Source organism: Erythrobacter sp. HL-111 (assembly GCF_900105095.1).
Lineage (GTDB): Bacteria > Pseudomonadota > Alphaproteobacteria > Sphingomonadales > Sphingomonadaceae > Erythrobacter.
In genome coordinates this window covers 2,269,973-2,292,847 of record NZ_LT629743.1, presented here as the reverse complement: position 1 = coordinate 2,292,847, position 22,875 = coordinate 2,269,973, and the positions used below count along the sequence as shown (strand labels likewise).

General features: G+C 68.5%; 28 protein-coding genes. 15 read left to right on the top strand and 13 right to left on the bottom strand.

Annotated features, from left to right (window positions below):
• Positions 1 to 104 precede the first annotated feature (104 nt).
• On the top strand, positions 105 to 2,279 hold the full coding sequence (locus tag BLU08_RS10830; protein ID WP_172801028.1) for a S9 family peptidase: 2,175 nt from the start codon (positions 105 to 107) through the stop codon (positions 2,277 to 2,279).
• Positions 2,276 to 2,704 (top strand): ferredoxin, encoded by a 429-nt coding sequence (locus BLU08_RS10825; RefSeq protein ID WP_172801027.1) that lies wholly within the window; start codon positions 2,276 to 2,278, stop codon positions 2,702 to 2,704. The genes BLU08_RS10830 and BLU08_RS10825 overlap by 4 nt, the downstream gene beginning before the upstream one ends.
• 3 nt (positions 2,705 to 2,707) lie before the next feature.
• Here the strand turns inward: BLU08_RS10825 and BLU08_RS10820 are convergent, their stop codons facing one another.
• Entirely contained in the window at positions 2,708 to 3,022 is a 315-nt protein-coding gene (locus BLU08_RS10820; RefSeq protein ID WP_090199387.1) for a hypothetical protein, read from the bottom strand.
• 135 nt (positions 3,023 to 3,157) lie between these two features.
• Here BLU08_RS10820 and BLU08_RS10815 point away from each other — a divergent pair, with 135 nt between their 5' ends.
• From BLU08_RS10815 to xth, 3 genes are read left to right on the top strand one after another with little or no spacing between them, the layout of a single operon-like run.
• Complete coding sequence (locus BLU08_RS10815; RefSeq protein ID WP_090199385.1) at positions 3,158 to 3,586, top strand: CBS domain-containing protein; 429 nt, start codon at positions 3,158 to 3,160, stop codon at positions 3,584 to 3,586.
• Positions 3,587 to 3,634: 48 nt separating this feature from the next.
• Positions 3,635 to 4,000: an iron-sulfur cluster insertion protein ErpA gene (gene erpA, locus BLU08_RS10810; protein ID WP_090199383.1), complete on the top strand. Its 366-nt coding sequence runs from the start codon at positions 3,635 to 3,637 to the stop codon at positions 3,998 to 4,000.
• A gap of 52 nt (positions 4,001 to 4,052) precedes the next feature.
• Positions 4,053 to 4,862, top strand: a complete 810-nt coding sequence (gene xth, locus BLU08_RS10805; RefSeq protein ID WP_090199381.1) for an exodeoxyribonuclease III — start codon at positions 4,053 to 4,055, stop codon at positions 4,860 to 4,862.
• Positions 4,863 to 5,000: 138 nt separating this feature from the next.
• Here xth and BLU08_RS10800 read toward each other — a convergent pair whose 3' ends face one another.
• The 10 genes from BLU08_RS10800 to BLU08_RS10755 all read right to left on the bottom strand — a co-directional run bounded on the left by BLU08_RS10800 (position 5,001) and on the right by BLU08_RS10755 (position 11,654).
• Positions 5,001 to 5,675: a cell wall hydrolase gene (locus BLU08_RS10800; protein WP_090199379.1), complete on the bottom strand. Its 675-nt coding sequence runs from the start codon at positions 5,673 to 5,675 to the stop codon at positions 5,001 to 5,003.
• A 206-nt stretch (positions 5,676 to 5,881) separates the two neighbouring features.
• A complete protein-coding gene (locus BLU08_RS10795; protein WP_090199377.1) occupies positions 5,882 to 6,217 on the bottom strand; it encodes a DUF1491 family protein in 336 nt (111 codons plus the stop codon).
• Positions 6,214 to 6,693: a PaaI family thioesterase gene (locus BLU08_RS10790; RefSeq protein WP_090199375.1), complete on the bottom strand. Its 480-nt coding sequence runs from the start codon at positions 6,691 to 6,693 to the stop codon at positions 6,214 to 6,216. The genes BLU08_RS10795 and BLU08_RS10790 overlap by 4 nt, the downstream gene beginning before the upstream one ends.
• Positions 6,694 to 6,734: 41 nt before the next feature.
• Positions 6,735 to 7,196: a PTS sugar transporter subunit IIA gene (locus BLU08_RS10785; RefSeq protein WP_090199373.1), complete on the bottom strand. Its 462-nt coding sequence runs from the start codon at positions 7,194 to 7,196 to the stop codon at positions 6,735 to 6,737.
• Between the two features lie 168 nt (positions 7,197 to 7,364).
• Complete coding sequence (gene hpf / locus BLU08_RS10780) at positions 7,365 to 7,940, bottom strand: ribosome hibernation-promoting factor, HPF/YfiA family (protein WP_090199371.1); 576 nt, start codon at positions 7,938 to 7,940, stop codon at positions 7,365 to 7,367.
• A gap of 39 nt (positions 7,941 to 7,979) precedes the next feature.
• Positions 7,980 to 8,678, bottom strand: coding sequence for a DNA polymerase III subunit epsilon (dnaQ, locus tag BLU08_RS10775; protein WP_090199369.1), 699 nt, complete (start codon positions 8,676 to 8,678; stop codon positions 7,980 to 7,982).
• A gap of 60 nt (positions 8,679 to 8,738) precedes the next feature.
• Complete coding sequence (coaE, locus tag BLU08_RS10770) at positions 8,739 to 9,356, bottom strand: dephospho-CoA kinase (protein WP_090199368.1); 618 nt, start codon at positions 9,354 to 9,356, stop codon at positions 8,739 to 8,741.
• Positions 9,353 to 10,222, bottom strand: coding sequence for a shikimate dehydrogenase (locus tag BLU08_RS10765; protein WP_090199366.1), 870 nt, complete (start codon positions 10,220 to 10,222; stop codon positions 9,353 to 9,355). Before BLU08_RS10765 ends, coaE begins: the two co-directional genes overlap by 4 nt.
• Positions 10,219 to 10,812, bottom strand: coding sequence for a nucleoside triphosphate pyrophosphatase (locus BLU08_RS10760; protein WP_090199364.1), 594 nt, complete (start codon positions 10,810 to 10,812; stop codon positions 10,219 to 10,221). Before BLU08_RS10760 ends, BLU08_RS10765 begins: the two co-directional genes overlap by 4 nt.
• Positions 10,809 to 11,654, bottom strand: coding sequence for a pyruvate, water dikinase regulatory protein (locus BLU08_RS10755; RefSeq protein WP_090201291.1), 846 nt, complete (start codon positions 11,652 to 11,654; stop codon positions 10,809 to 10,811). The genes BLU08_RS10760 and BLU08_RS10755 overlap by 4 nt, the downstream gene beginning before the upstream one ends.
• Before the next feature lie 325 nt (positions 11,655 to 11,979).
• On the opposite strand from BLU08_RS10755, the gene hemE reads away from it, so the two are divergent.
• From hemE to BLU08_RS10735, 4 genes are all read left to right on the top strand, one after another.
• Complete coding sequence (hemE, locus tag BLU08_RS10750; protein WP_090199362.1) at positions 11,980 to 12,996, top strand: uroporphyrinogen decarboxylase; 1,017 nt, start codon at positions 11,980 to 11,982, stop codon at positions 12,994 to 12,996.
• Positions 12,997 to 12,999: 3 nt separating this feature from the next.
• The gene (locus BLU08_RS10745; protein WP_090199360.1) at positions 13,000 to 13,452 is read left to right on the top strand and encodes a CopD family protein; all 453 of its coding nucleotides are present in this window, start codon (positions 13,000 to 13,002) and stop codon (positions 13,450 to 13,452) included.
• 306 nt (positions 13,453 to 13,758) lie between these two features.
• The gene (gene rho, locus BLU08_RS10740; protein ID WP_090199358.1) at positions 13,759 to 15,024 is read left to right on the top strand and encodes a transcription termination factor Rho; all 1,266 of its coding nucleotides are present in this window, start codon (positions 13,759 to 13,761) and stop codon (positions 15,022 to 15,024) included.
• A gap of 45 nt (positions 15,025 to 15,069) precedes the next feature.
• Positions 15,070 to 15,462 carry a BLUF domain-containing protein gene (locus BLU08_RS10735; RefSeq protein ID WP_157674526.1) on the top strand — a complete coding sequence of 131 codons (393 nt, stop codon included), beginning with the start codon at positions 15,070 to 15,072 and terminating at the stop codon, positions 15,460 to 15,462.
• A gap of 29 nt (positions 15,463 to 15,491) precedes the next feature.
• Here the strand turns inward: BLU08_RS10735 and BLU08_RS10730 are convergent, their stop codons facing one another.
• Together BLU08_RS10730 and BLU08_RS10725 are read right to left on the bottom strand one after the other, a co-directional pair.
• Positions 15,492 to 15,857 (bottom strand): nuclear transport factor 2 family protein, encoded by a 366-nt coding sequence (locus BLU08_RS10730; RefSeq protein ID WP_090201288.1) that lies wholly within the window; start codon positions 15,855 to 15,857, stop codon positions 15,492 to 15,494.
• A 44-nt stretch (positions 15,858 to 15,901) separates the two neighbouring features.
• Positions 15,902 to 16,600, bottom strand: a complete 699-nt coding sequence (locus tag BLU08_RS10725; RefSeq protein WP_090199353.1) for a dienelactone hydrolase family protein — start codon at positions 16,598 to 16,600, stop codon at positions 15,902 to 15,904.
• A gap of 159 nt (positions 16,601 to 16,759) precedes the next feature.
• Here BLU08_RS10725 and BLU08_RS10720 point away from each other — a divergent pair, with 159 nt between their 5' ends.
• From BLU08_RS10720 to BLU08_RS10695, 6 genes are all read left to right on the top strand, one after another.
• A complete protein-coding gene (locus BLU08_RS10720; RefSeq protein WP_090199351.1) occupies positions 16,760 to 17,047 on the top strand; it encodes a DUF6489 family protein in 288 nt (95 codons plus the stop codon).
• Between the two features lie 15 nt (positions 17,048 to 17,062).
• On the top strand, positions 17,063 to 18,346 hold the full coding sequence (mnmE, locus tag BLU08_RS10715) for a tRNA uridine-5-carboxymethylaminomethyl(34) synthesis GTPase MnmE (protein WP_090199349.1): 1,284 nt from the start codon (positions 17,063 to 17,065) through the stop codon (positions 18,344 to 18,346).
• Positions 18,347 to 18,416: 70 nt separating this feature from the next.
• Positions 18,417 to 20,291 carry a tRNA uridine-5-carboxymethylaminomethyl(34) synthesis enzyme MnmG gene (gene mnmG, locus BLU08_RS10710; RefSeq protein WP_090199347.1) on the top strand — a complete coding sequence of 625 codons (1,875 nt, stop codon included), beginning with the start codon at positions 18,417 to 18,419 and terminating at the stop codon, positions 20,289 to 20,291.
• Positions 20,288 to 20,920 (top strand): 16S rRNA (guanine(527)-N(7))-methyltransferase RsmG, encoded by a 633-nt coding sequence (rsmG, locus tag BLU08_RS10705; protein WP_369816783.1) that lies wholly within the window; start codon positions 20,288 to 20,290, stop codon positions 20,918 to 20,920. Before mnmG ends, rsmG begins: the two co-directional genes overlap by 4 nt.
• A gap of 49 nt (positions 20,921 to 20,969) precedes the next feature.
• Positions 20,970 to 21,746, top strand: coding sequence for a ParA family protein (locus tag BLU08_RS10700; RefSeq protein WP_090201283.1), 777 nt, complete (start codon positions 20,970 to 20,972; stop codon positions 21,744 to 21,746).
• A complete protein-coding gene (locus tag BLU08_RS10695; RefSeq protein WP_090199345.1) occupies positions 21,743 to 22,729 on the top strand; it encodes a ParB/RepB/Spo0J family partition protein in 987 nt (328 codons plus the stop codon). Before BLU08_RS10700 ends, BLU08_RS10695 begins: the two co-directional genes overlap by 4 nt.
• Positions 22,730 to 22,875 lie beyond the last annotated feature (146 nt).

Here is a 22,875-nt window from a genome sequence, read left to right as displayed (position 1 = left end):
CTTTCTCTGGCCCCGGCTTTCTCTGGCCCCGGCTTTCTCTGGCCCCGGCTTTCTCTGGCAAGGCCGGAGGCGAGACGCTAACACGCGCGGTCATGAACCGATCCATGACCGGCGCTCTCGCCGCCTGCCTCGCCCTTCTCGCAGCACCGCCGCTCGCCGCGGACGATCGCGCACCCGCGGCGGGAGCCGTGCCCGGCCTCGCGGCCCCGGCAATGGGCGCGCGCGATCTCGTCACCATGCCGCGCCTCGGCGCGCCGAGCGTGAGCGGGGACGGACACCGCGCGGTCTACAGCGTGACCGTGACCGATCCCGAAACGCTCGAACGCACGCGGCGTCACTACCTGCTCGACCTTGCGAGGGAAGGGGCCGACCCGGTCGAACTCGATTTCGGCATGGAGGCGCACGGCCTCGCCTTCGGACCCGGGGATTTCGTCTATTTCCTCAGCAGCGAGCATCCCGGCGAAGACCGCGAGGCCCGCTCCCGCCTGTGGCGCGCCGCGCCCGGGCCGGGCGGCGGGGACGGCCGGATCGCCGCCGAACCCGCGCTGGTCGCGGACATCCCTGGCACGGACATCGACGGCTTCAAGCTCTCGCCCGCGGGCGACCGGGTCGCGCTGTGGAGCGAAGTGGCGCGCGATTGCCCGGCCCCGGGCTGCGAAGACGGCGAAGAGGGCGGGGACAGCCCGGGCACCGGGCGGCTTTATGAAGGCGATGCGGGGTTCTACCGCCACTGGGACCGCTGGGTAAGGCCGGGCGTGTTCAACCGCGTCTTCGTCTACGGCATGGAGGACGGCGCGGTGGTCGGCGAGCCCCTGCCGCTCGACGGCGCTCCGGGGGAAGGCGTCACCGGCAACACGCCGACCATGCCTTTCGGCGGGGCGGAGGACATTGCCTGGGCCCCGGACGGATCGGGCGTCTATTTCGTCGTGCGCGAGGCGGATGCGGACGAGCCCGGCTCGACCGATCGCGACATCTGGTGGAACGACCTTTCGGGCGCCGGCCCGGTCGAACTCACCGCAGACAACGACGCGGCCGACACCGCGCCCGCGCCTTCGCCCGACGGAAAGTATCTCGCCTACCTCGCCATGGCGCGGCCCGGCTACGAATCCGACCGGCTGGTGGTGCAGTTGCGCGACCTTTCGACCGGGGAAACGCGCGCCCTGACCGAAGGCACGGACCTCTCCTTCGGCGCGCTCGCCTGGAGCGCGGACGGGTCCTACCTGCTGGCGACGGCCGCCGACACGCTCGACGTGCCGGCCTTCAGGATCGATCCGGCAAGCGGCGCGGTGACGCGGCTCGACCTCATCGCCGGCAACGAGGCGCATATCGGCGGGCTCGCCCCGCTGGCCGGCGGCGGCCTCCTGTTCACGCGCGATTCGATCGGGGTGCCGCCGGAACTCCACCTTTCGCGCGATCTCGGGAGGGCGCGCCCGCTGACCGACGTGGTGACGAGCCGGATGGGCCGGTTCGCCTCGATCCTGACGCGGCGGTTCCGCTTCGAAGGCGCCGGGGGCGACACGGTCTGGGGCCAGATCACCCGGCTGGAGAACCAGCAAGGGCCGATCCCCGCGATCCTCTATGTCCATGGCGGTCCGCAGGGGAGCTTCAACGATGCGTGGTCCTCGCGCTGGAACCCGCGCGTGCTGGCGAGCCAGGGCTATGCCGTGATCTCGGTCGATTTCCACGGCAGCGCGGGATACGGACAGGACTTCATGGACGCGATCAACCGCGACTGGGGCGGAAAGCCGTTGGAGGACCTGCAGAAGGGCCTTGCCGCCGCGCTCGCGCTCGACAGCCAGATCGACGGGACGCGCGCCTGCGCCATGGGGGCGAGCTATGGCGGGTACATGATGAACTGGATCGCCGGGAACTGGCCCGACCGGTTCGACTGCCTCGTCCAGCATGACGGGCTGTTCGACCTCAGGAGCTTCTATTATTCGACCGAGGAATTGTGGTTCCCGCGCTGGGATTTCGGCGGTTCCTATGCCGAGGCGCGCGAGACCTACGAACGCTGGAACCCGGTGAATTACGTCGACAACTGGCAGACGCCGATGCTGGTCGTCACCGGCGAGAAGGATTTCCGGGTGCCCTACACCCAGGGCCTGCAGAGCTTCACCGCGCTGCAGGAACGCTCCATCCCCTCGCAGCTGCTGGTCTTCCCGGACGAAAACCACTGGGTGCTGGGCGCGGCGAATTCGCTGCAATGGCACGAGACGGTGTTCGCGTGGCTCGATCGCTGGCTCGGCCCGCGGTCGGACGGGGAGCGGGCGGCGCCATGAGCGATACCGAACTCCTCTCCGCCCGGTCCGCACTGACCCGGCATTACGCCAGCTCCGCGGGCCGGGACGACACCGCGCCGGTCGAACGCCACATCTTCCTGTGCGCGCTTTCCGAAAAGGCGAAGTGCTGCTCGCGCGAGGCGGGGGAAGAGGCCTGGACCTTTCTCAAGACCCGCCTGAAGGAGCGCGGCCTCGTCGGGCCGAAGCGGAGCGCGGACCATCCGAAAGGTCCGGGGGGAGGGGTGCAGCGGAGCAAGGCCGACTGCCTCCAGATCTGCGACAAGGGGCCGATCGCGGTCGTCTGGCCCGATGGCGTCTGGTACCATTCGTGCACGCCCGAAGCGCTCGAACGGATCATCGAGGAACATCTCGTCGGCGGGGTTCCGGTCGAGGACTATCGCCTCGCCCCGCTGGGCGGGGAATGAGGCCTAGTCGCGGTCCCGGCGGCCGAACAGTTCGTCGGCCTGCGGAAGGCGGTTGTCCACCGCCTCGTCGTGGCCCGTCCCGTTGGACAGGAACGCCAGCCCCATCAGGCCGCCCGACAGCAGCATAGTGAAGGCGATGCCGAGCGCGACCGCGATGAAGTAATGCACCGAGACCATGCCGTTGAAGGCATAGAGCAGGGCGAGCGCCACCGTCACGGTCGCAATCGTCACCACCAGCAGCAGCTTCATGATCTGGCGATAGCGCGCCCAGGCGTGGGCGGCGTTTTCCGGGTTATCGAGCGGGGACTTGTCGGCCATTGCCCCCCAATGGGGCGAATCGCACCGCATTGCAAACGCCGCGCGCGCAACTGCCCTTGCGCTGCGGCGGTTCAAGCGGGATTCGCCTTTCGCGGGCAAGAATGTCATCCTCCCTCGCGGAGAGAGGAGTCGATAATGACCATTGCCAGGATCATCGCCGGGCGGGCCGCCGAGGACATAATTTCCTGCGATGCCGCAACCCCGGTTTCGCAGGCCGTGCGGATGCTTGCCGAACAGCGCATCGGGGCGCTTCCCGTGCTGCGCCACGGGCGCGTCGCGGGGATCGTGTCGGAACGCGACGTGATCTACCGGATCGCCGAAAAGGGCCGCGATTGCATGGACTTGCCCGTCAGCGAGATCATGACGTCGCCGGCTGTCACGGTCGAACCATCGACCTGTGTGGACGAGGCGCTGAGCATGATGACCCGCCGCCGCTTCCGCCATTTCCCGGTGGTCGAAAACGGGCGGATGATCGCCTTCATATCGATCGGCGATCTGGTCAAGTTCAAGATCGATTCGGTCGAGCACGAGGCCGAGGCGCTGCGTTCCTACATCCAGACGTGACCTTCGCATCTTGAGCGCGGCGGCATCCCGCCCTATTTTGGAGACATCATGACCCAGACCCAGACCCAGACCCAGACCCAGACCCAGACCCAGACCCTGACCCTCACCCCCGCCGCCGCGAAGCGAGTCGCGCTGATCGCCGAAAAGCAGACCAAGCCGGCCATCCTGCGCCTTTCGGTCGAGGGCGGGGGCTGTTCGGGCTTCCAGTACAAGTTCGACCTCGCCGAAGGGGCCGATGGCGACGACAGCGTGAGCGAGACCGACGGGGTCAAGCTGGTGGTCGATCCGGTCAGCCTCGATCTCGTCGAAGGCAGCGTGGTCGATTTCGTCGAATCGCTCGGCGGGGCGGCCTTCCGGGTCGAAAATCCCAATGCGGCGGCGGGCTGCGGCTGCGGGTCGAGCTTCGGGATCTAGGCCCGGGGATTTGGGTTAGACAGCGCGGCTGCTTCGGGGCATCACGCCCCCCATGAAAATCGCCACCTTCAACATCAACGGCATCAAGGCGCGCCTGCCGCGGCTGCTCGAATGGCTCGTCGAGACGCGGCCCGCGGTCGCCTGCCTGCAGGAGATCAAGAGCCTCGATGCGACCTTCCCGGCGGAGGAGATCGCGGCGCTCGGCTATCACGTCCTCACCCACGGGCAGAAGGCGTTCAACGGGGTCGCGGTGCTGACCGACGGCGGGGCGGGCTTCGAACCGCCGAAGGAGGTCCGCCGCGGGCTCGGGATCGACGGGCCGAAGGACGGGGAGGGCGAACAGGCGCGCTATCTCGAGGTCGATGCGGTCGGCCCGTCCGGCACGGTGCGCGTCGCCTGCCTCTACCTGCCCAACGGCAACCCGCACCCGGGGCCGAAGTTCGACTACAAGCTCGCGTGGATGGAGCGCCTGCGCGCGCGCATGGCGGCGATCTGGGCCGAAGAGGTCCCGGCGGTGGTGCTCGGCGATTTCAACGTGATCCCCGAGGACGACGACGTCTGGTCGGTCAGGGCAATGGCGAACGATGCGCTGATGCAGCCCGAATCGCGCGCGGCCTATAGCCGGCTGCTCGGCGACGGCTGGACCGATGCGGTGCGGACCCTCAATCCGCGCGGCGGCGTGTGGACCTACTGGGACTACCAGGGCGCCGCGTGGCCGCGCGACCACGGCTTTCGCATCGACCACATCCTGCTGTCCCCCGAACTGGCCGACAGGATCACCGTCGTCGGCGTCGACAAGGCCCATCGCGGCCGCGAGAAGGCGAGCGACCATGCGCCCGTATGGGTGGAGCTTTCCCTGTAAGCCTCGCCGCCGTTTCGCGCGTCGCGCGAACGGCTGCGGGCGGCCGCCCGGCCTTGCGCTCCCCGCGGGAGCGAAACGCGCCAACGAAAAGCCCCCGCCGCTTGGGGCGAGGGCTGTTCGTTCAGACGCTCGGCCCGATCACCTGTAGAAGATGTGCGTGTCGATCTGGGCAAGCCGCTGCTTGCGGTAGCTCCATTTCGGGCGGACGTAGTTCGCGTGGAAGAACACGGCGTCGCCCGCGACGGATTCCCACATCCCGTCATGCGCGATCCGCGCGATCGCCTTGGCGCGCTGCCAGGCGGCGGTGTGGGTGCGGATTTGCGGCATCCGCCCGTTCTTCACGAAGGAGAACTGCGCGCGCTGGTAGACGACCCCGCAATAGCTCGCGGGAAAGCGGGCGTCCTCGGCGCGGTTGATGACGACCTGCGCCACGGCAAGCTGCCCGGCGAGCGGTTCGCCGCGCGATTCGAAATAGACCGCGCCGGCAAGGCAGGCCATTTCCTCGCCCAGCCGATCATCGGCGGGAATCCGCGCGACGAGCTCGTGGAGCGAGGTGGCGGGGGGAAAGTCGGGGGTTTCGGCGGTGCCCGCTTCGGGCCCGAGCGGCTGGACCACCTCTTCTGAGATGAAGACGGTGTCCTGCGGCACGATTTCCGCGATGTCGTCGGCCGGTGCGGCCGGTTGCGCGTCCGCCGGGGGCGTCTCGCCCTCGGTCGCCTGCGCGAGGGCCTCGGCGCCATCGGCGCTCGAGAAACTCAGGCTGGCCGTCGCCGCGATGGCGAGGGCGCTGAGGGAATAAGTCCTGCGACTCATCGTTTCTTCGTACTGTGCGGTGAGCGCGCTCCGACGCAGGCGGGAACCTGTTTGCGAGTATCTCGCGGGGGGTAATATGGGGGTGGTTCGTCGTGCCTGCCGGCGGCTCCCCGTCTGCGTGCCGATCAGCGGACCGAATTGTCCGCGTCCTGGCCTGCGCACCGAGAAGGTCGCGGGGAAATAGTCTCATCTGAAACCCAGTCAACCTATTGCGGCAGGAGCGCGGCGAATTTCTCCGGGTCGTCGACGTCGATCTCGACGATCCAGGTGTCGGGATCCTGCCGCCTGCGCCGCTCGAGATAGTCGGCGAACGCCTGTTTATCTTGCGCGTCCTGCGTGCGCGTCAGGGTCCAGCGGCGCTCGAAATCGAGCCCCGGCATACGCTCGTGGAGTCTGGCATTTTCGCCGCGCCGCATGATGACGACGAGGACGGTCCCCGCATCGCGTTCGCCCTTCGCCAGCACCGTCGCCATGCCGCCCCCGGCCTCGGCCATGCGCAGGATCGCGCCGACTTCGACATGGGCGGGCAGGCGCCCGCTCATGCGGCGGTGTCCGCGGCGTATCCCGGCAGGCTCGAAAGCGCGATGCGCGAACGCATGAAGGTGCCGGTGCCGCGGCCGATCTCCTCGCCCTCGGCATCGACCAGCCGGGCCTCGGCGACGAAGACCCGGCGCCGCCCGCTCACCCAGCGACCCTCGGCGACGACCTCGCCCGCGCGCACCGGCTTGGTGAAATGGAGGTTGAAGCTGGTGGTGAGCAGGAAACGGTCGGTCGCGAGCGTGTTCGCGGCGTAGAAGGCCGCATCGTCGAGCATCTTGAAATAGATCGTCCCGTGCGCCGCACCGGCCGCGTGGTAGACGTCCTCGCGCACGGTGAAGACGAGGCGCGAGCGCCCCTCTCCCGGGATTTCGAGCGTGGAGGGGAATTTGGCGTTGACCGGGGCCGAGGCGTAAAGCCGTTCGAGCGCGCGGTGATGCGCCTCGGCGCTGCTGCGGTCGTGCGACCCGGCATCCGTCATCGTGTCACCTGGCCGGCGGTCCGCCCTCAGGCAGCCCGTCCTTAAGCAGCATTGCGCAGGAACTGGTTGGTCAGCACGGCGTAGAGCGCCTCGCCATCCGGCGCGTCGGCGAGCGCCTGGAGCCTCGCCTCGTCGCGCATCAGGCGCGAGATCGCGGCGAGCGCGTGGAGATGGATCGCCCCGGCATTCTCCGGCGAAACGAGGCCGAAGACGAGGCCGACCGGCTGCGCGTCGGCGGCGGCGAAATCCACCGGGTGGTCGAGCTTGAGGACCGCGAGCGTCGGCTTGTTCACCTTGGCGTGGCGGCAATGCGGGATCGCCATGCCGCGCCCGAACCCGGTGCTGCCGAGAGCCTCGCGCGTTTCGAGCCCTTCGAGCACGTCGGCGGCGTCAAGCCCGTAGACCTCGGCCAGGCAATCCGCCAGCGCGCCGAGCACCTGCGCCTTCGATTCGAGCCGGGCGAGGCGGACCGCTTGGGGCACGATGGCGATGTTGATATCCATGAATAAACCGGTTTCCGATCAAGAAGGCCCGGGGAGGGCGGACTGTCCTGTCGCGATGGGCTCGCCCCTTTTTCCGGGTCGAGGGTCATGTCCCTGTGCGAACGGGACCTTTCGGAGTGCCCCCGACGGGTGCCGGGCGATACTGGCGGGCCGGGGGTTCACAAGGTCCTAACGCGGTTCGACCCAGCCGATCGACCCGTCGGAGCGGCGGTAAACCATATTATGGCGCCCCGTGCCAGCGTTTTTGAAGAACAGCGCCGGGGTGTCGCGCAGGTCGAGCATCATCACCGCATCGGCGACGGTCCCGGTCGGGATGTCGACCCGCGTTTCGGCGATGACCGGCGGGGCTTCGGCGGCGATTTCCTCCTCGCCTTCGTCGCCAGGCGGTTCGGCGGCGAAGATGGTGTAGGCGGCCTCTTCCTCGGCGCGGACCTGCTGCGCGCGTTCGTGACGGTCGGTGAGGCGGCGCTTGTAGCGGCGCAGCTGCTTCTCGATCCGGCCCGCCGCTTCGTCGAGCGCGACATGGGCGTCGGCGGCGGACCCCTGCGCCTTGAGGATGAGGCCCTGGGTCACGTGGGTCACGATGTCGCAGGTGAAGCTGCCGCCGGGTGCCTTGCCGAAGGTGACGTGGCTGGAGAGGGCACGCTCGAAATACTTGTCGACGATCGCGCCCATTCGCTCGGCCGCGTGTTCCTGCAGGGCCGCGCCGGTATCGACCTGGTGGCCGGAAATGCGGATTTCCATGGTTTCGGCTCCTCCTTGCTCGGCGGATCGGGGCGCCGGTCAGCGCGCCCAGATGGCGTTTTCTATCCCGGCGACGAATTCGCGGTGCCGCGCAAGTTCGGCCGGGGTCGGCGCGTGCGGGCGCGGTTCGCGGCGCGGGCGCCCGGCGGCGGGCGCGATGCCGCGCGCCACGGTGATCGTCGAAACCTCCGCCGCCAGTTCGAGCCCGATCTGCCGCCCGCCGGTCAGTTCGATATAGACCTGCGCCAGCAGTTCGGCGTCGAGCAGCGCGCCGTGCTTCACCCGGTGGCTGCGATCGATCCCGTAGCGGGTGCACAGCGCGTCGAGCGAATTCTTCGCCCCCGGATGCCGTTTGCGCGCGATGGCGACCGTGTCGATCATCCGCTCCATCCCGATGGGCGGGAGGCCGATCAGCGCGAGCTCGGCATTGAGGAAGCCGAAATCGAAGCCCGCATTATGCGCGACCAGCGGGGAATCGCCAAGGAATTCGAGCAGTTCCTGAACGCTCTCGCGGAACAGCGGCTTGGTCGAAAGGAACGCGGAGGAAAGCCCGTGAACCCGCTCCGCCTCGGCCGGCATGTCGCGTTCGGGGTTGTAATAGGCGTGGAAGGTCGCGCCGGTGGGGACTCGCCCGATCATCTCGACGCAGCCGATTTCCACCATCCGGTCGCCGGTCGTGGGGTCGAGCCCGGTGGTTTCGGTGTCGAAGACGATTTCGCGGCGGGGATCGGACTGCATCGCCCGATTCTATCCACCCATGCGCCGCGATGTGCAAGGGGGGGCCGCGGGCGACCGGCGCTATCCCCGCGCCGCCCGCAATTCCCCGATCAGTCGGCCGACCTGCGCGCGGGTCTCCTCGAGGCTGGTGCCGGTGTCGATGACGTGAGTCGCGCGCGCGCGCTTTTCGGCATCGGGGACCTGCAGTTTCAGGATGTCCTCGAACTTCGCGGGCGTCATGCCGGGCCGGGCGAGCACCCGTTCGCGCTGGACCTCGGGCGGAGCGGAGACGACGATCACCGCGTCGAAGGCGTCCGCCCCGCCGCGCTCGAACAGGAGCGGGATGTCGAACAGGACCATGTCCGCCTGCGCGTTGTCCGCGTGGAAGCGCGCGCGCTTCCTGCCGACTGCGGGGTGGACGATCGCCTCGAGCCTGGCGAGCCGGTCCCGGTCGCCGAACACCTGCGCGCCCAATGCCTCGCGGATCACGCCTTCGGGGCCGGTCGAACCGGGGAAGGCCTCCTCGATCCGGCCGACCAGTTCGCCGCCCGGACCCTGCATCGCGCGGACCTCGGCATCGGCGTCGAACACCGGCACGCCCGCGCGTTCGAACATGGCGGCGACCGTCGACTTGCCCATGCCGATCGAGCCGGTCAGGCCGACCATCAGCGGCGGGCGGGAAGGCGTTTCGGCGGTCATCGGCGCAGGCTCTCCATCAATTCGCCATCGGCATCGCGCGGCGGGGATCGGCCGAAGAAGCATTCAAACGCCGCGGCGGCCTGTCCGACCAGCATCGCGAGGCCCGTGACCGTCGCCAGCCCGCGTTCGCGCGCGCCCTGAAGAAAGGGCGTTTCGACCGGGTCGGTGACGATGTCGTAGGCGATGCTGCGCGGCGGCGCGTGGCTCCAGTCGAAGGCGAGCGGCGGCTGGCCCGTCATCCCGAGCGGCGAGGCGTTGACGACGAGATCGAGGCATCCCGCGCGATCGTCGAAGGCGAAATCGGTGGGGTCCGCGAAATGGGAAAGCGGGGCGGCGTGATGTTCGCCGGCGGGGGCGAGCTCGTCGAGGATCGCGCGCGCCTTGGCCTCGTCGCGCCCGGCAAGGACGATGGTGAAGCCGCTTTCGGCCAGCGCGTGGACGATCGCCCGCGCGGCGCCGCCCGTGCCGATGACGCGCGCCATGCGATAGAGGTGCCGCGCGCCGAGCGCGGGGCGCAGCGGTTCGAGGAAGCCGAGCGTGTCGGTGTTGGTCCCCGCGAGCAGGTTTGCGTCGCGGTAAACGGTGTTGACCGCCCCGATCGCCGCAGCATGGGGATCGGCCCGGTCGAGCGCGCCGAACACCTCCTGCTTAAGCGGCATCGTCACGTTGCACCCGCGCCACAGCGGATCGGCCCGGCGCGATGCGAAATATTCCTCCAGGCCTTGCGCGGTCACGCGAACCGCGCGGTATTCGGCGTCGATCCCGAGCCTTTCGAGCCAGAAATTGTGGATCGCGGGCGATTTCGATCGGGCAACGGGATCGCCGATCACCTCGGCATAGGGCCTGGCATTGGGCGCGCGGCTCATGCCGGGAGCACTCCCAACTCGCGCAGCGCGCCGAGCACGGGGAGAAGCGGCATCCCCAGCACGGTGAAGGTGTCGCCCTCGATCCCCTCGAACAATTGCACGCCCGGCCCCTCGATCCGGAAGACTCCGACGCACTGGCCGACCGCGGGCCATTCGGCGTCGAGATAGGTCTCGATGAAGCGATCCGACAATTCGCGCACGTGGAGCCGGGCGCGCGCGGCGTGGCTCCATTCGCAGCCCTTGCCGCGCAGGATCGCGGCGGCGGCGTGGAGTTCCATGACCCTGCCCGAGAAGAAGCGCAGGTGTTCGGCGGCCTCGCCGCGGCTGGCGGGCTTGTCGAAGCGGCGCCCGCCCGCGACGACCAGCGAATCGCTGCCGAGCACCAGCGCCTCGGGATTGGCGGCGGCGACCGCGGCCGCCTTGGCGACCGCGAGCGCTTCGGCAATCTCGGCGGGCTCGGCCCCGGCGAGCGAATATTCGACCGCGCGCTCGTCGAGATCGGCCGGGATCGCCTCGTAGGCAACGCCCGCGGCATCGAGCATCGCCCGGCGTGAGGCGGAACGCGAAGCGAGGATCAGCGGTGCGTTCATATCGGCTTCGACACCCCGTCGACCTGCGGCGCGCGGCGCGAGCGTTCGTGCACCAGGCGGATGATCGCCGCCGCCGTTTCCTCGATCGAGCGGCGGGTCACGTCGATCACCGGCCAGCCGTTGTCGGCGAACATCCGCCGGGCGAACTGCAGTTCGGCCTTGACCCGGTCGTTGTCGACATAGGAGGTTTCGGTCGTCTCGTTCAGGGTGAGCAGGCGGTTGCGCCGGATCTGGACCAGCCGTTCGGGCGCGGTGGTAAGCCCGACGACGAGCGGGTGGCGCAGGCCGAACAGGGTTTCGGGCGGCGGGCTTTCGACCACCAGCGGGATGTTGGCGACCTTGTAGCCGCGATTGGCGAGATAGATGCTGGTCGGCGTCTTGGACGTGCGCGACACCCCGGCGAGGACGATGTCGGCCTGTTCCCATTCCTCCTGCCCGACCCCGTCGTCATGCGCGATCGTGTACTGGATCGCATCGACCCGGCGGAAGTAATGCTCGTCCATCGAATGCTGGCGCCCGGGCCGCCCGTGCGCCTCCTGCCCGAGCTGGCTTTCGAGCGCGGCGGTCACCTGATCGAGCACCGCGACGGCGGGAAGGCCGAGGTGGCGGCAATGCTCCTCCAGCCGCGAACGGCTTTCCGGATTGACCAGCGTGTAGAGCACGAGGCCCGGATTGGCGGCGAGTTCGGGCACGATCCGGTCGAGATGCTGGCGCGAACGGACCATCGGCCAGAAATGGCGGCTGACATGGGGATCGTCGAACTGCGCGAGCGCGGCCTTCGCGATCATCTCGAGCGTTTCGCCGGTCGAATCCGATACGAGATGGAGGTTGAGTCGGTTCATGCCGTCCTTCGCGCTGTCCCGCCTGTGGAAAGCAGGGGGCATAAACCACGGGAGCCTTTCGTGGACAAGCCGGGGAGGGATTTTCCTGCCCGCTGCCGGTGTTTTCGCCAGAAGGCTTGTCGACACGGGACAGCCGCTATCGACAGGCTGGGAAGAGCGGGGATAACCTTGCCTTGACCGCGCCGCGAACGGGAGTCGCACGGCCACAAGGAGGCTGGCCTCCTCAGGGATAATCGGGCAAGGCCCGGTAATTCCCGCTTTCCACAGGGCCAACTGTGACCATCAATCCTTTTAAGAATCTATTATTTTCGTTTAAGGAATCCCCATGCCCGGTCCATTGCTCGACACGCTCAAAGGTTCCCGCCAGCCCGTCCCGCCGGTCTGGCTCATGCGCCAGGCGGGGCGCTATCTCCCGGAATACCGCGAATTGCGCGCCGAGAAGGGCGGTTTCCTCGCGCTCGTCTACGACAGCGAGGCGGCGGCCGAGATCACGGTGCAACCGATCCGGCGGTTCGGTTTCGACGGGGCGATCCTGTTCTCCGACATCCTGATCGTGCCGCACGCCATGGGGCAGGGGCTCGAATTCATGGCGGGCGAAGGGCCGAAGCTCTCCCCGACCCTGCTCGAGGTCGATCTCGACAGCTTCACCCCCGCGCACGAGCGGTTCGAGCCGATCTACGAGACCGTGCGGCTGACGCGGGCGCTGATCGCCGACACGGTGACGATGCTGGGCTTTGCCGGATCGCCCTGGACCGTCGCGACCTACATGATCGCGGGCGAGGGCTCGAAGGACCAGGGCCCGGCGCGCCTGCTCGCCTACAGGGACCCGGGCCGCCTGCAGGCGATCATCGACCGGATCGTCGCAACCAGCGTCGAATACCTGCGCGGGCAGATCGACGCGGGCGCCGAGGCGGTGCAATTGTTCGACAGCTGGGCGGGCAGCCTCGCCCCCGACGAATTCGAACGCTGGGTGATCGCCCCCAACGCCGCCATCACCGCCGAGCTCAAGGCCTCGCACCCCGACACGCCGGTGATCGGCTTTCCCAAGGGCGCGGGCGCGAAGCTTCCGGCCTATGCGCGCGAAACCGGGGTCGACGCGATCGGCATGGACGAAACGCTCGACCCGGCCTGGGTCCATGCGAGCCTTCCCGCCGGGATGCCGGTGCAGGGCAATCTCGACCCGCTGCTGGTCGAGGCGGGAGGCGCGATGCTGCCTAAGCGGGTCCGCGCCATCGTCGAGGCCTTCGCCGAGCGGCCGCACGTCTTCAATCTCGGCCACGGGATCGGCCAGCACACGCCGATTTCCCATGTCGAGGAACTGCTCGCCGCGCTCAGGGGATAGGTGATGAAAGACGCGATCCTGACGATCTATCCCTGGCTCGTGTCGGGCCATGTCATCTTCATGACCTTCTGGCTCGCCGGCCTGTTCATGCTGCCGCGCCAGTGCATCTACATGCTCGATGCGGCGCCCGGTTCGCCCGAGGAAGCGCAATGGGCGCGGCGCATGGGCCTGCTGCGCAAGATCATCCTCACGCCCAGCCTGATCATCGTCTGGGTGCTGGGGCTGACGCAGGCCTGGGCGATGGGATATTTCACCGAAGGGTGGCTGCACATCAAGATCACGCTCGTCCTGCTGCTGACAGGCTATCACGGCTGGCTGGTGTCGAAGACGAAGAAGATGGCGCGGGGCGAGCGGCCGCTGAGCGAAAGCCGGCTGCGGATGGTGGGCGAGATTCCGGGCGTGCTGCTGGTCCTGATCGTGGTGACGGTCTACGTGGTGCGCTTCTACCTGTCCTGAGCCGGCGGGGCGGAGCGGGCGGTTCGCCGTGGTCCGGGCAGCGCCCGGCGCATTTTCGCCGGGGCGGGCGAAAACCCCGATTGATTTTGCGCCCGCACGAACCTATCCGACCTCGCGTTCCATCCGGTGACCGGGGTTCTCCCGGTCCGAGTCTGCTTTCTCCAAGCCCAGCCTCGCGCCATGCCGGATCCGGTCGCCTGTCCGGCATCGGGTCCGGTCCGCCAAGGCGCCTTCCCGAACGGGGAGGTACTGACCAGCCGGCCTTCCCAACGGCTCCTCCCGGAGCCCTTCTTTCGGATTTTTCCCATGCATCTCAAGGACCTTAAAAAGAAAACGCCGGCCGACCTCGTCGCCATGGCGGAAGAACTCGGGGTCGAGGGCGCCTCGACCATGCGGCGGCAGGACCTGCTCTTCTCGATCCTGCGCGAGCTCGCCGAGGACGAGGAATATGACGAGAAGATCATGGGCATCGGCACGATCGAGGTGCTGCAGGACGGGTTCGGCTTCCTGCGCTCGCCCGAGGCGAACTACCTTGCCGGGCCGGACGACATCTATGTTTCGCCCAACCAGATCCGCAAGTGGGGCCTGAGGACGGGCGACACGGTCGAAGGCGAGATCCGCGCGCCCAGGGACGGGGAACGCTACTTCGCGCTCACGCAGCTCTACAAGGTCAATTTCGACGATCCCGAGGCCGTGCGGCTGAGGACCAATTTCGACAACCTGACGCCGCTCTACCCCGACAGGAAGCTCAATCTCGACCAGCTCGACCCGACGGTGAAGGACAAGTCGGCCCGCGTGATCGACATCATCGCGCCGCAGGGCAAGGGCCAGCGCGCGCTGATCGTCGCCCCGCCGCGCACCGGCAAGACGGTGCTGCTGCAGAACATCGCCAAGGCGATCACCGACAACCACCCGGAAGTGTTCCTGATCGTCCTGCTGGTCGATGAACGGCCCGAGGAAGTCACCGACATGCAGCGTTCGGTGAAGGGCGAGGTGATCTCCTCGACCTTCGACGAGCCCGCCAATCGCCACGTGCAGGTCGCCGAAATGGTGATCGAGAAGGCCAAGCGCCTGGTCGAGCACAAGCATGACGTGGTGATCCTGCTCGATTCGATCACCCGCCTCGGCCGGGCCTACAACACCGTCGTTCCCTCCTCGGGCAAGGTGCTGACCGGCGGCGTGGATGCCAACGCGCTGCAGCGGCCCAAGCGTTTCTTCGGCGCCGCCCGCAACATCGAGGAAGGCGGTTCGCTCTCGATCATCGCCACCGCGCTGATCGACACCGGCAGCCGCATGGACGAGGTCATCTTCGAGGAGTTCAAGGGCACCGGCAACAGCGAGATCGTGCTCGACCGCAAGGTGTCGGACAAGCGCATCTTCCCCGCCCTCGACGTCGGCAAGTCGGGCACCCGCAAGGAAGAGCTGCTGGTGGAGAAGGACCGCCTGTCCAAGATGTGGGTGCTGCGCCGCATCCTGATGCAGATGGGGACCGTAGATGCGATGGAATTCCTGCTCGACAAGATGAAGGATTCCAAGACCAACGAGGATTTCTTCGACACGATGAACCAGTAAGGGTTCGCGGGTCGGGGTCGGGGACGCCGGGGGCCGGACGGGATGATGCTAAACCAGTACCTCTATATCAGCACGGCGCCGAACCTGTCGCGCGAGGAGGTCGAGGCGATCCTTGGCGCAAGCGCGCGCAACAATCCGGAACGCGGGATCACCGGCCTCCTGCTCTACAACGGGCGCAATTTCCTGCAGCTGCTCGAAGGCGAGGAATCGGCGCTGGTGGCGCTGATGGTGCGGATCGGCAACGACCCGCGGCACACCGGGGTTTCGGTGCTGGGCCGCAAGGCGATTTCGCAGCGCTCCTGTCCCGGCTGGGCGATGAAGCGGGTGCTGATCGCCGAAAGCGTCGCGGGCCGGCGCGAGGTGCTGGAACGCGAACTGCCCGCCGGGCTGGACGAGGAAACCCGCGGGATCATCCTCAACTTCGCCTGCCTCAACTAGCCCGGTCCCGCGCGGCCTGGCCCGCTCGTTCAGGCGGCGGGCGGCGCGTTGTCGAGCTGGCGCGCCATCATCTCCCAGACCTTGTTGATCGCCTTGAGCGGCCGCACCATGACCTTGAAATCGGTGATCCTTCCGTCATCGCCAAAGCGGATGATGTCGACCCCGTTGACGGTGATGCCGTCCATCTCGGCGACGAATTCGAGCATCATCTCGTTCCCGTCGACGAGCTCGCGGACATAGCGGAAGCTGCCATTGCCGAACACGCCCGATGCGGCGGTGAGATAGGCCATGACCTTGGCCTTGCCCGCCTGCGGGGTGTGGACGACCGGCGAATGGAACACCGCGTCCTCCGCCAGCATATCCGACAGCACCGCCGGATCGCTACCGCCTGCCATGTAGGCGTGCCAGCGCGCAAGGTGCGCGCGCCCCTCCGCCTCGCTCACGCAAGGTGCTCCGCGAAGAAGGCCGAGGTGCGCCCGTCGGCGATGTTCGCGGCGTCCTCGTCGCGGCGCTGGCCGATTTCCGTGGCGAAGCCGTGGTCGAGCCCTTCGTAATCGTGCAGCGTCACCTTGGGATGGTCGTCCAGCCCTTCGTGCATGGCTTTCTGCGTCGCCTTGTCGACGAAACCGTCCTCGGTCGGGATGTGGAGCATCAGCGGGTTGGCGATCGCGTCCTTTTCGCGCAGCAGCCCGTCGATGCCGACGCCGTAATAGCCGACGCTCGCATCGATATCGGTGCGCGCAGCGGTCATGAAGGCGAGCCGCCCGCCGAGGCAGTATCCGACGCAGCCGACCTTGGCGATGCCTTCCTTGGCGCGCAGGTGCTTGATCGTCGCTTCGATGTCGCGGATCCCGGTATCCTGGTCGAACTTCCCCATCAGATCGAGCGCCCGGTTGAATTCGGCCTCGACATCGGGATCGAGCTCGACGCCGGGTTCGATCCGCCAGAACAGGTCGGGCGCGACCGCGAGATAGCCTTCGGCGGCGAGCTTGTCGCATTTGCGGCGGATCCCGGCGTTCACGCCGAAGATTTCCTGGATCACGATGATCGCGGCCCGGGGCTGCTGCGTCGGGCGGGCGACATGGGCATCGAAGCTGGCATCGCCTTCAAGCGTCGCAATCGAAACGGTCTCGGTCATCGCAGGCTCTCTCCTTGGTTCGGGGGGTGCAAGCCTTCAAACGGGGCCGCGCCCATCGGTTCCACGTGAAACGCGCCATATCCATTGCGCTCGGGGCTTGGCAAACCCAAATGAGCGAGGTCCGCAAGAAGAGGCGGCGCGACGAAGAGGACCGGCCCTGTGAAGATCAACATCGAAATCGATTGCACCCCCGAAGAGGCGCGGAGTTTCATGGGCCTGCCCGATGTCTCGCCGGCCAACACGATTTATGTCGATCAGCTCGCACGGGCGATGAAGGGGGTGAGCAATCCCGACCAGCTCCAGGAATATGCCGAGCGGCTCGCCCCGATGGGTCAGATGGGGCTGAAGCTGTTCCAGAGCTTCGTCGAAAGCGGGATGGGGCAGGGCGGATCGCGCCGCGGACCCACGGGCTCCGGCGATCGGGACAAGGGCACCGACCGAAGCTGAGCGGCTCTCGGCGCGATGAGCGAGGCAAGCACGATCTTCGCCGTGTCGAGCGGCGCGCCCCCGGCTGCGATCGGGGTGATCCGGGTCAGCGGGCCGCAGGCGGCGCCGGCGATCGAGGCGCTGTGCGGCCGCCTGCCCGAACCGCGCCGGGCTAGCCTCGCGCGGCTGCGCGATGGCGAGGGCGCGCTGCTCGACGTGGCGCTGGTGCTGTGGTTTCCCGGCCCCGCCAGCGCGACGGGAGAGGACCTCGCCGAATTCCACTGCCACGGCGGGCGCGCCCTGCTCGCCGCGGTGGAGCGGGCGCTCGCCCGCCTGCCGGGACTGCGCGCGGCGGAGGCGGGCGAATTCACCCGCCGGGCTTTCGCCAATGGCCGGATCGACCTTGCCGAGGCGGAAGGGCTGGCCGACCTGCTTGCCGCGGAAACCGAACTGCAGCGCGCCGCCGCGATCGCGAACGCGAGCGGGGCGCTCTCGCGTCAGGTCGATCACTGGCGCAGCCGCCTGCTGGGCCTTTCCGCGCAGCTTGAAGCGGCGCTCGATTTCTCGGACGAGGAGGACGCCGCGGGCCTGCCCGAATGTTTCACGTGGAACATCGAAAGGCTCGCAGGCGAGATCGGCGAATGGCTCGCCCGGCCGCGCTCGGAACGCTTGGGCGAGGGCTTCCGCGTCGTCCTCGCCGGGCCGCCGAATTCGGGAAAGTCCACGCTTTTCAACGCTCTGGTCGAGAGCGAGGCGGCGATCACCTCGCCGGTGGCGGGGACGACCCGCGACGTGATCGAGCGTTCGGTCGCGATCGGGGGCGTTGCCTTCACCTTCGTCGACACCGCGGGATTGCGCGAGATCGGGGCTGATGCGGTCGAATCGATCGGCATCGAACGCGCGCGCGGCCAGCTTGGCCGGGCCGACCTCGTGCTGTGGCTGGGGGAGGAGGGTGCCGGACCGAGCGGCGCGTGGGAGATCGCCGCGCGCGCCGATGCGGCGGATTTCCGCCCGAAACGCAGCGCCTCTCACCGCGTCTCCGCCGAGACGGGGGAGGGGCTCGCCGCGCTCAAGCGGGACATTGCCGATTTCGCGCGCGAACGCCTGCCGAGGCCCGGCGAGGCCGCGCTCAACCGGCGCCAGCACGCGCGGCTTGCCGAAGCGGCGGAGGCGCTCACCGCGGCGAAGGGGATGTCCGACCTCCTGCTGATCGGCGAGGAACTGCGCCGCGCCCGCGTCGCGTTCGATCGCCTGACCGGCCGCGCGACGACCGAGGACATGCTCGATGCGCTGTTCGGGCGGTTCTGCATCGGCAAGTGATGTTCCACGTGGAACATTCGGCCAAACGCCCCCTTTGACGCTCGTCCGGCGAGGGCCTATCTGGCGCGTCATGCGTGAGTTCGATGTTCTCGTGATCGGCGGCGGGCACGCCGGGGTCGAAGCCGCCTGCGCGGCGGCGCGCATGGGCGCGCGCACGGGGCTCGTCAGCTTCGATCTGGACGCGATCGGCGCGATGAGCTGCAACCCGGCGATCGGCGGGCTCGGCAAGGGGCATCTCGTGTGCGAGGTCGATGCGCTCGACGGCGTGCTGGGCCGCGCGGCCGATGCCGGGGCGGTGCATTACCGGATGCTCAACCGCTCCAAGGGCAGCGCCGTGTGGGGCCCGCGCGTCCAGGCCGATCGCGAGCGGTTCAGGGCGGCGGTGCAGGAGACCGTCGGCGCGCAGGCGAACCTCGCGCTGATAGAGGGCGAGGCCGCGGCCCTCGTCCTGGAGGGCGGGGCTGTCGGCGGGCTGGAGCTGGCCGACGGGACCCGGCTCGAAGCGCGGCGGGTGATCCTGTGCACCGGGACCTTCCTCGGCGGCGTGCTGTTCCGGGGCGAGGAACGGTTCGAGGGCGGCCGCATCGGGGAGAACGCCGCGACCCGGCTCGCCGCGCAGCTGCGCGGGGCGGACCTGCCCATGGCCCGCCTCAAGACCGGGACGCCGCCGCGACTGGACGGGCGCACGATCGATTGGGCCGCGCTGCCCGAGCAGGCTTCCGATGCGGACGGCTGGACCATGTCGCCGCTCACCGCGCGGCGCATGAACCCGCAGGTGTTCTGCGCGATCACCCGCACGACGCAGGCCGCGCACGACACGATCCGCGCGAATCTCCACCTTTCGCCGCTGTTCTCGGGCGCGATCGGGGCGGCGGGGCCGCGCTATTGCCCCTCGATCGAGGACAAGATCCACCGTTTCGGCGACCGCGATGGGCACCAGGTCTTTCTCGAACCCGAAGGGCTCGACACGCATCTCGTCTATCCCAACGGCATCAGCACCTCGCTGCCCGTCGACGTGCAGGAGGCGATGCTGCGCGCCATGCCGGGCCTGTCGCGGGTGGAAATGATCGTGCCGGGCTATGCGGTGGAATATGACCACATCGACCCGCGCGCCCTGACGCCGGACCTGCAACTGCGCGCCATCCCCGGACTTTACTGCGCCGGGCAGATCAACGGCACGACCGGGTACGAGGAAGCGGCGGCGCAGGGCCTAGTCGCGGGGCTCGAAGCTGGTGCGGCGGCGGTGGGACGCGAGGCGCCGCGGCTCGACCGGGCGAACAGCTACATCGCGGTGATGATCGACGATCTCACCCTGCAGGGCGTGTCCGAGCCGTACCGGATGCTGACCTCGCGCGCCGAATACCGCCTGCGCCTGCGTGCCAACAACGCCTCGACCCGGCTGACGGGCATCGGCATCGCGGCGGGCTGCGTGGGCGAGGAACGGCGCGCCTGGTTCGAACGGCGCGAGGAATTGCGCGCCCGCATCGGCGCGGTGTTCGACACGCCGGTTCATGCCCGCGACCTGGCGGATGCGGGCCTCGCCGTGCGCCGCGACGGCGGGGAAAAGCCGCTGAGCGAATGGCTGCGGCACGACGGGCTCGATCTCGCCACGCTCGACCCGTGGTTGGGGGAGGCGCGCGCGCTCGATCCGCTGCTCGCCGCCGAAATGGCGGAGGATGCCGCCTACGCGCCCTATCTCGCCCGGCAGGACGCGGAACTGCGCGATCTTCGGGCGAGCGAGGCCCTGCCGCTCGCGCCGGATTTCCCCTATGGCGCGGTGCCGGGGCTTTCGAACGAGATGGTGGAGCGGCTTTCCGCCGCCGCTCCGTCGACGCTCGCCGCGGCCGGCCGGGTCCCGGGGATCACCCCCGCGGCGCTTTCGGCGCTGCTGGTCCATGCGCGCCGCCGGCAGGCCGCGGGCGGGCCGGGGCAGCGCGCGGCGTGATCGAACCGGAACCGATCGGGGACGAGGCGCAGGCGAGGGACTATGTCGCCGGGTGGGGCGATGCGGCGGCGATGGAGCGGCTCGAACGCTTCGACGATCTCCTGCTCGCCGAAAACGCGCGCCAGAACCTCATCGCCAAACCGTCCGAGGCGGAGCTGTGGCAGCGCCACATCGCCGACAGCGCGCAGTTGCTCGAACATGTTCCACGTGAAACATCCGGGGCAGGCCCCTGGCTCGATCTCGGCACCGGAGCGGGCTTTCCGGGGCTGGTGATCGCCGCCCTGCGTCCGCAATGGGAGGTCGTCCTCGTCGAATCGCGCGCGCGCCGGGCCGAATTCCTCGCAACCTGCGTGCGGGAGCTCGGTCTTTCGCGCTGCCGCGTCGTCGGCGAACGGCTCGAACGGATCGAACCCTTCCCGGCGCGGGTCATTTCGGCACGCGCCTTCGCACCGCTCGACAAGCTCCTGCGCTTATCCGCACCCTTCTCCACAAAGCAGACCCGCTACGTCTTGCCCAAGGGACGCTCGGCGGCGCACGAACTGGGGCAGGCGAAAAAGCCGATTCGAGCGATGTTCCACGTGGAACATTCATTGACCGATCGCGAAGCGGGCATCATTGTGAGTGCCTGAAGCGTCTTGCGCCGCCCCTGTGGGCCGGGCGCCGAGCGAGGACAGGATCATGCTAACCATAGCCATAGCCAACCAGAAGGGCGGGGTGGGCAAGACCACGACCGCGATCAACATCGCCACCGCGATGGCCGCGACCGGATGGCGCACCCTGCTGGTCGATCTCGACCCGCAGGGCAACGCCTCGACGGGGCTGGGGGTCGCAGCGGGCGCGCGCGAAATCTCGAGCTATGACCTGCTGGTCGACGGCTACCCGCTCGCCGAGGCGGTCGTGCCGACCAGCATTCCCGGGCTCGACGTGGTTCCCGCGACGCAGGATCTCAGCGGCGCCGAGGTCGAGCTCGTCTCGGTCGAGGACCGCACGGCCAGGCTGCGGCAGGCGCTTGCCAGCCACGGCGGGCACGACATCTGCTTCATCGATTGCCCGCCCTCGCTCGGCCTGCTGACGCTGAACGCGCTGTGCGCCGCCGATACGCTGCTGGTGCCGCTGCAGTGCGAATTCTTCGCGCTCGAAGGGCTCAGCCAGCTGCTCCAGACGGTCGAGCGGGTGCAGCAGCGCTTCAATCCCGGGCTCGACATCATCGGGGTGGCGCTGACCATGTATGATCGCCGCAACCGCCTGACCGACCAGGTTTCGGACGACGTGCGCGAATGCCTCGGCAAGCTGGTGTTCGAAACGGTGATCCCGCGCAACGTGCGGCTTTCCGAAGCGCCGAGCCACGGGCTTCCTGCACTGGTCTACGACCATTCCTGCACCGGCAGCCGCGCCTACATCGCACTTGCGCGCGAACTCATCGGCCGGTTTCCGCCGGAAAGGAAAGCGGCATGAGCGAATCCTCGACCGATCCGATCCGCTTCTCCGTCCCGCAGCGCCCCGCCGCCGATCGCAAGAAGAAGCTCGGCAAGGGTCTTGGCGCGCTGATGGGTGAGATGAAGCGCGAAGAGCCGCTGGTCCAGTCCGACCGCGACGCGCCCGCGTCCTCCGGCGCGCCGGCGGGCGATTCGCCGCTCAGGATGGTCGCGACCGGCGCGATCACCCCGCTGCCCGGCAACCCGCGCAAGCATTTCGACGAGGCCGCGCTCGAGGAACTCGCCGCCTCGATCGCCGCGCGCGGCGTGATCCAGCCGATCATCGTCCGCCCGCACGGACCGCGCGGCTATCAGCTCGTCGCGGGCGAGCGGCGCTGGCGCGCGGCGCAGAAGGCCCGCCTGCACGAGATCCCGGCGCTGGTGCGGGAGCTCGACGACCGCGAGGTCATGGCGCTCGCCCTGATCGAGAACCTCCAGCGGGAGGACCTCAACCCGGTCGAAGAAGCGCGGGCTTATCAAAGGCTTGCCGATGAAGAGGGGATGACCCAGGCGGAAATCGCGCGGATGGTCGAAAAGTCGCGCAGCCATGTCGCGAATCTCCAGCGGTTGCTGGGCCTGCCCGGCAAGGTGCTCGACCTGGTCGAAAGCGGGCGCCTGTCGATGGGTCACGCCCGCGCGCTGATCGGGCAGGAAGACGCCGCGCGCTATGCCGAACAGGCGGTGAACGACAACCTTTCGGTGCGCGACATAGAGAAGCTGGTGCGCGATGCGGCCCGGGCGGTGCAGGACACCCGTTCGCCCGGAGGGGCCGTGGCCCATCGCACCCCGCACGAAGGCGACGCCGATATCGAGGCGGTGCAGCGCCATCTCGAGGAATTCCTCGGCCTGCCGGTGCGAATCAAGGCGGATGCCGACCCGCGCAAGGGCGCGGTGACGATCCGCTATTCCTCGCTCGACCAGCTCGACCTCGTTTGCCAGCGACTTACCGGGGGCGATATTTAGCACCGCGTTAGCCACGGCTTCCCCTTCAAAACCCACGCAAATCCGCCGACCGAGCGGCCCGGGGCGTTAGGTCTTGCCGCGCCGTTAACCATAAGCGCGAACGAAGCCTGAACCGGGTATTCCTACCGAGAGACCACGAACGGGCC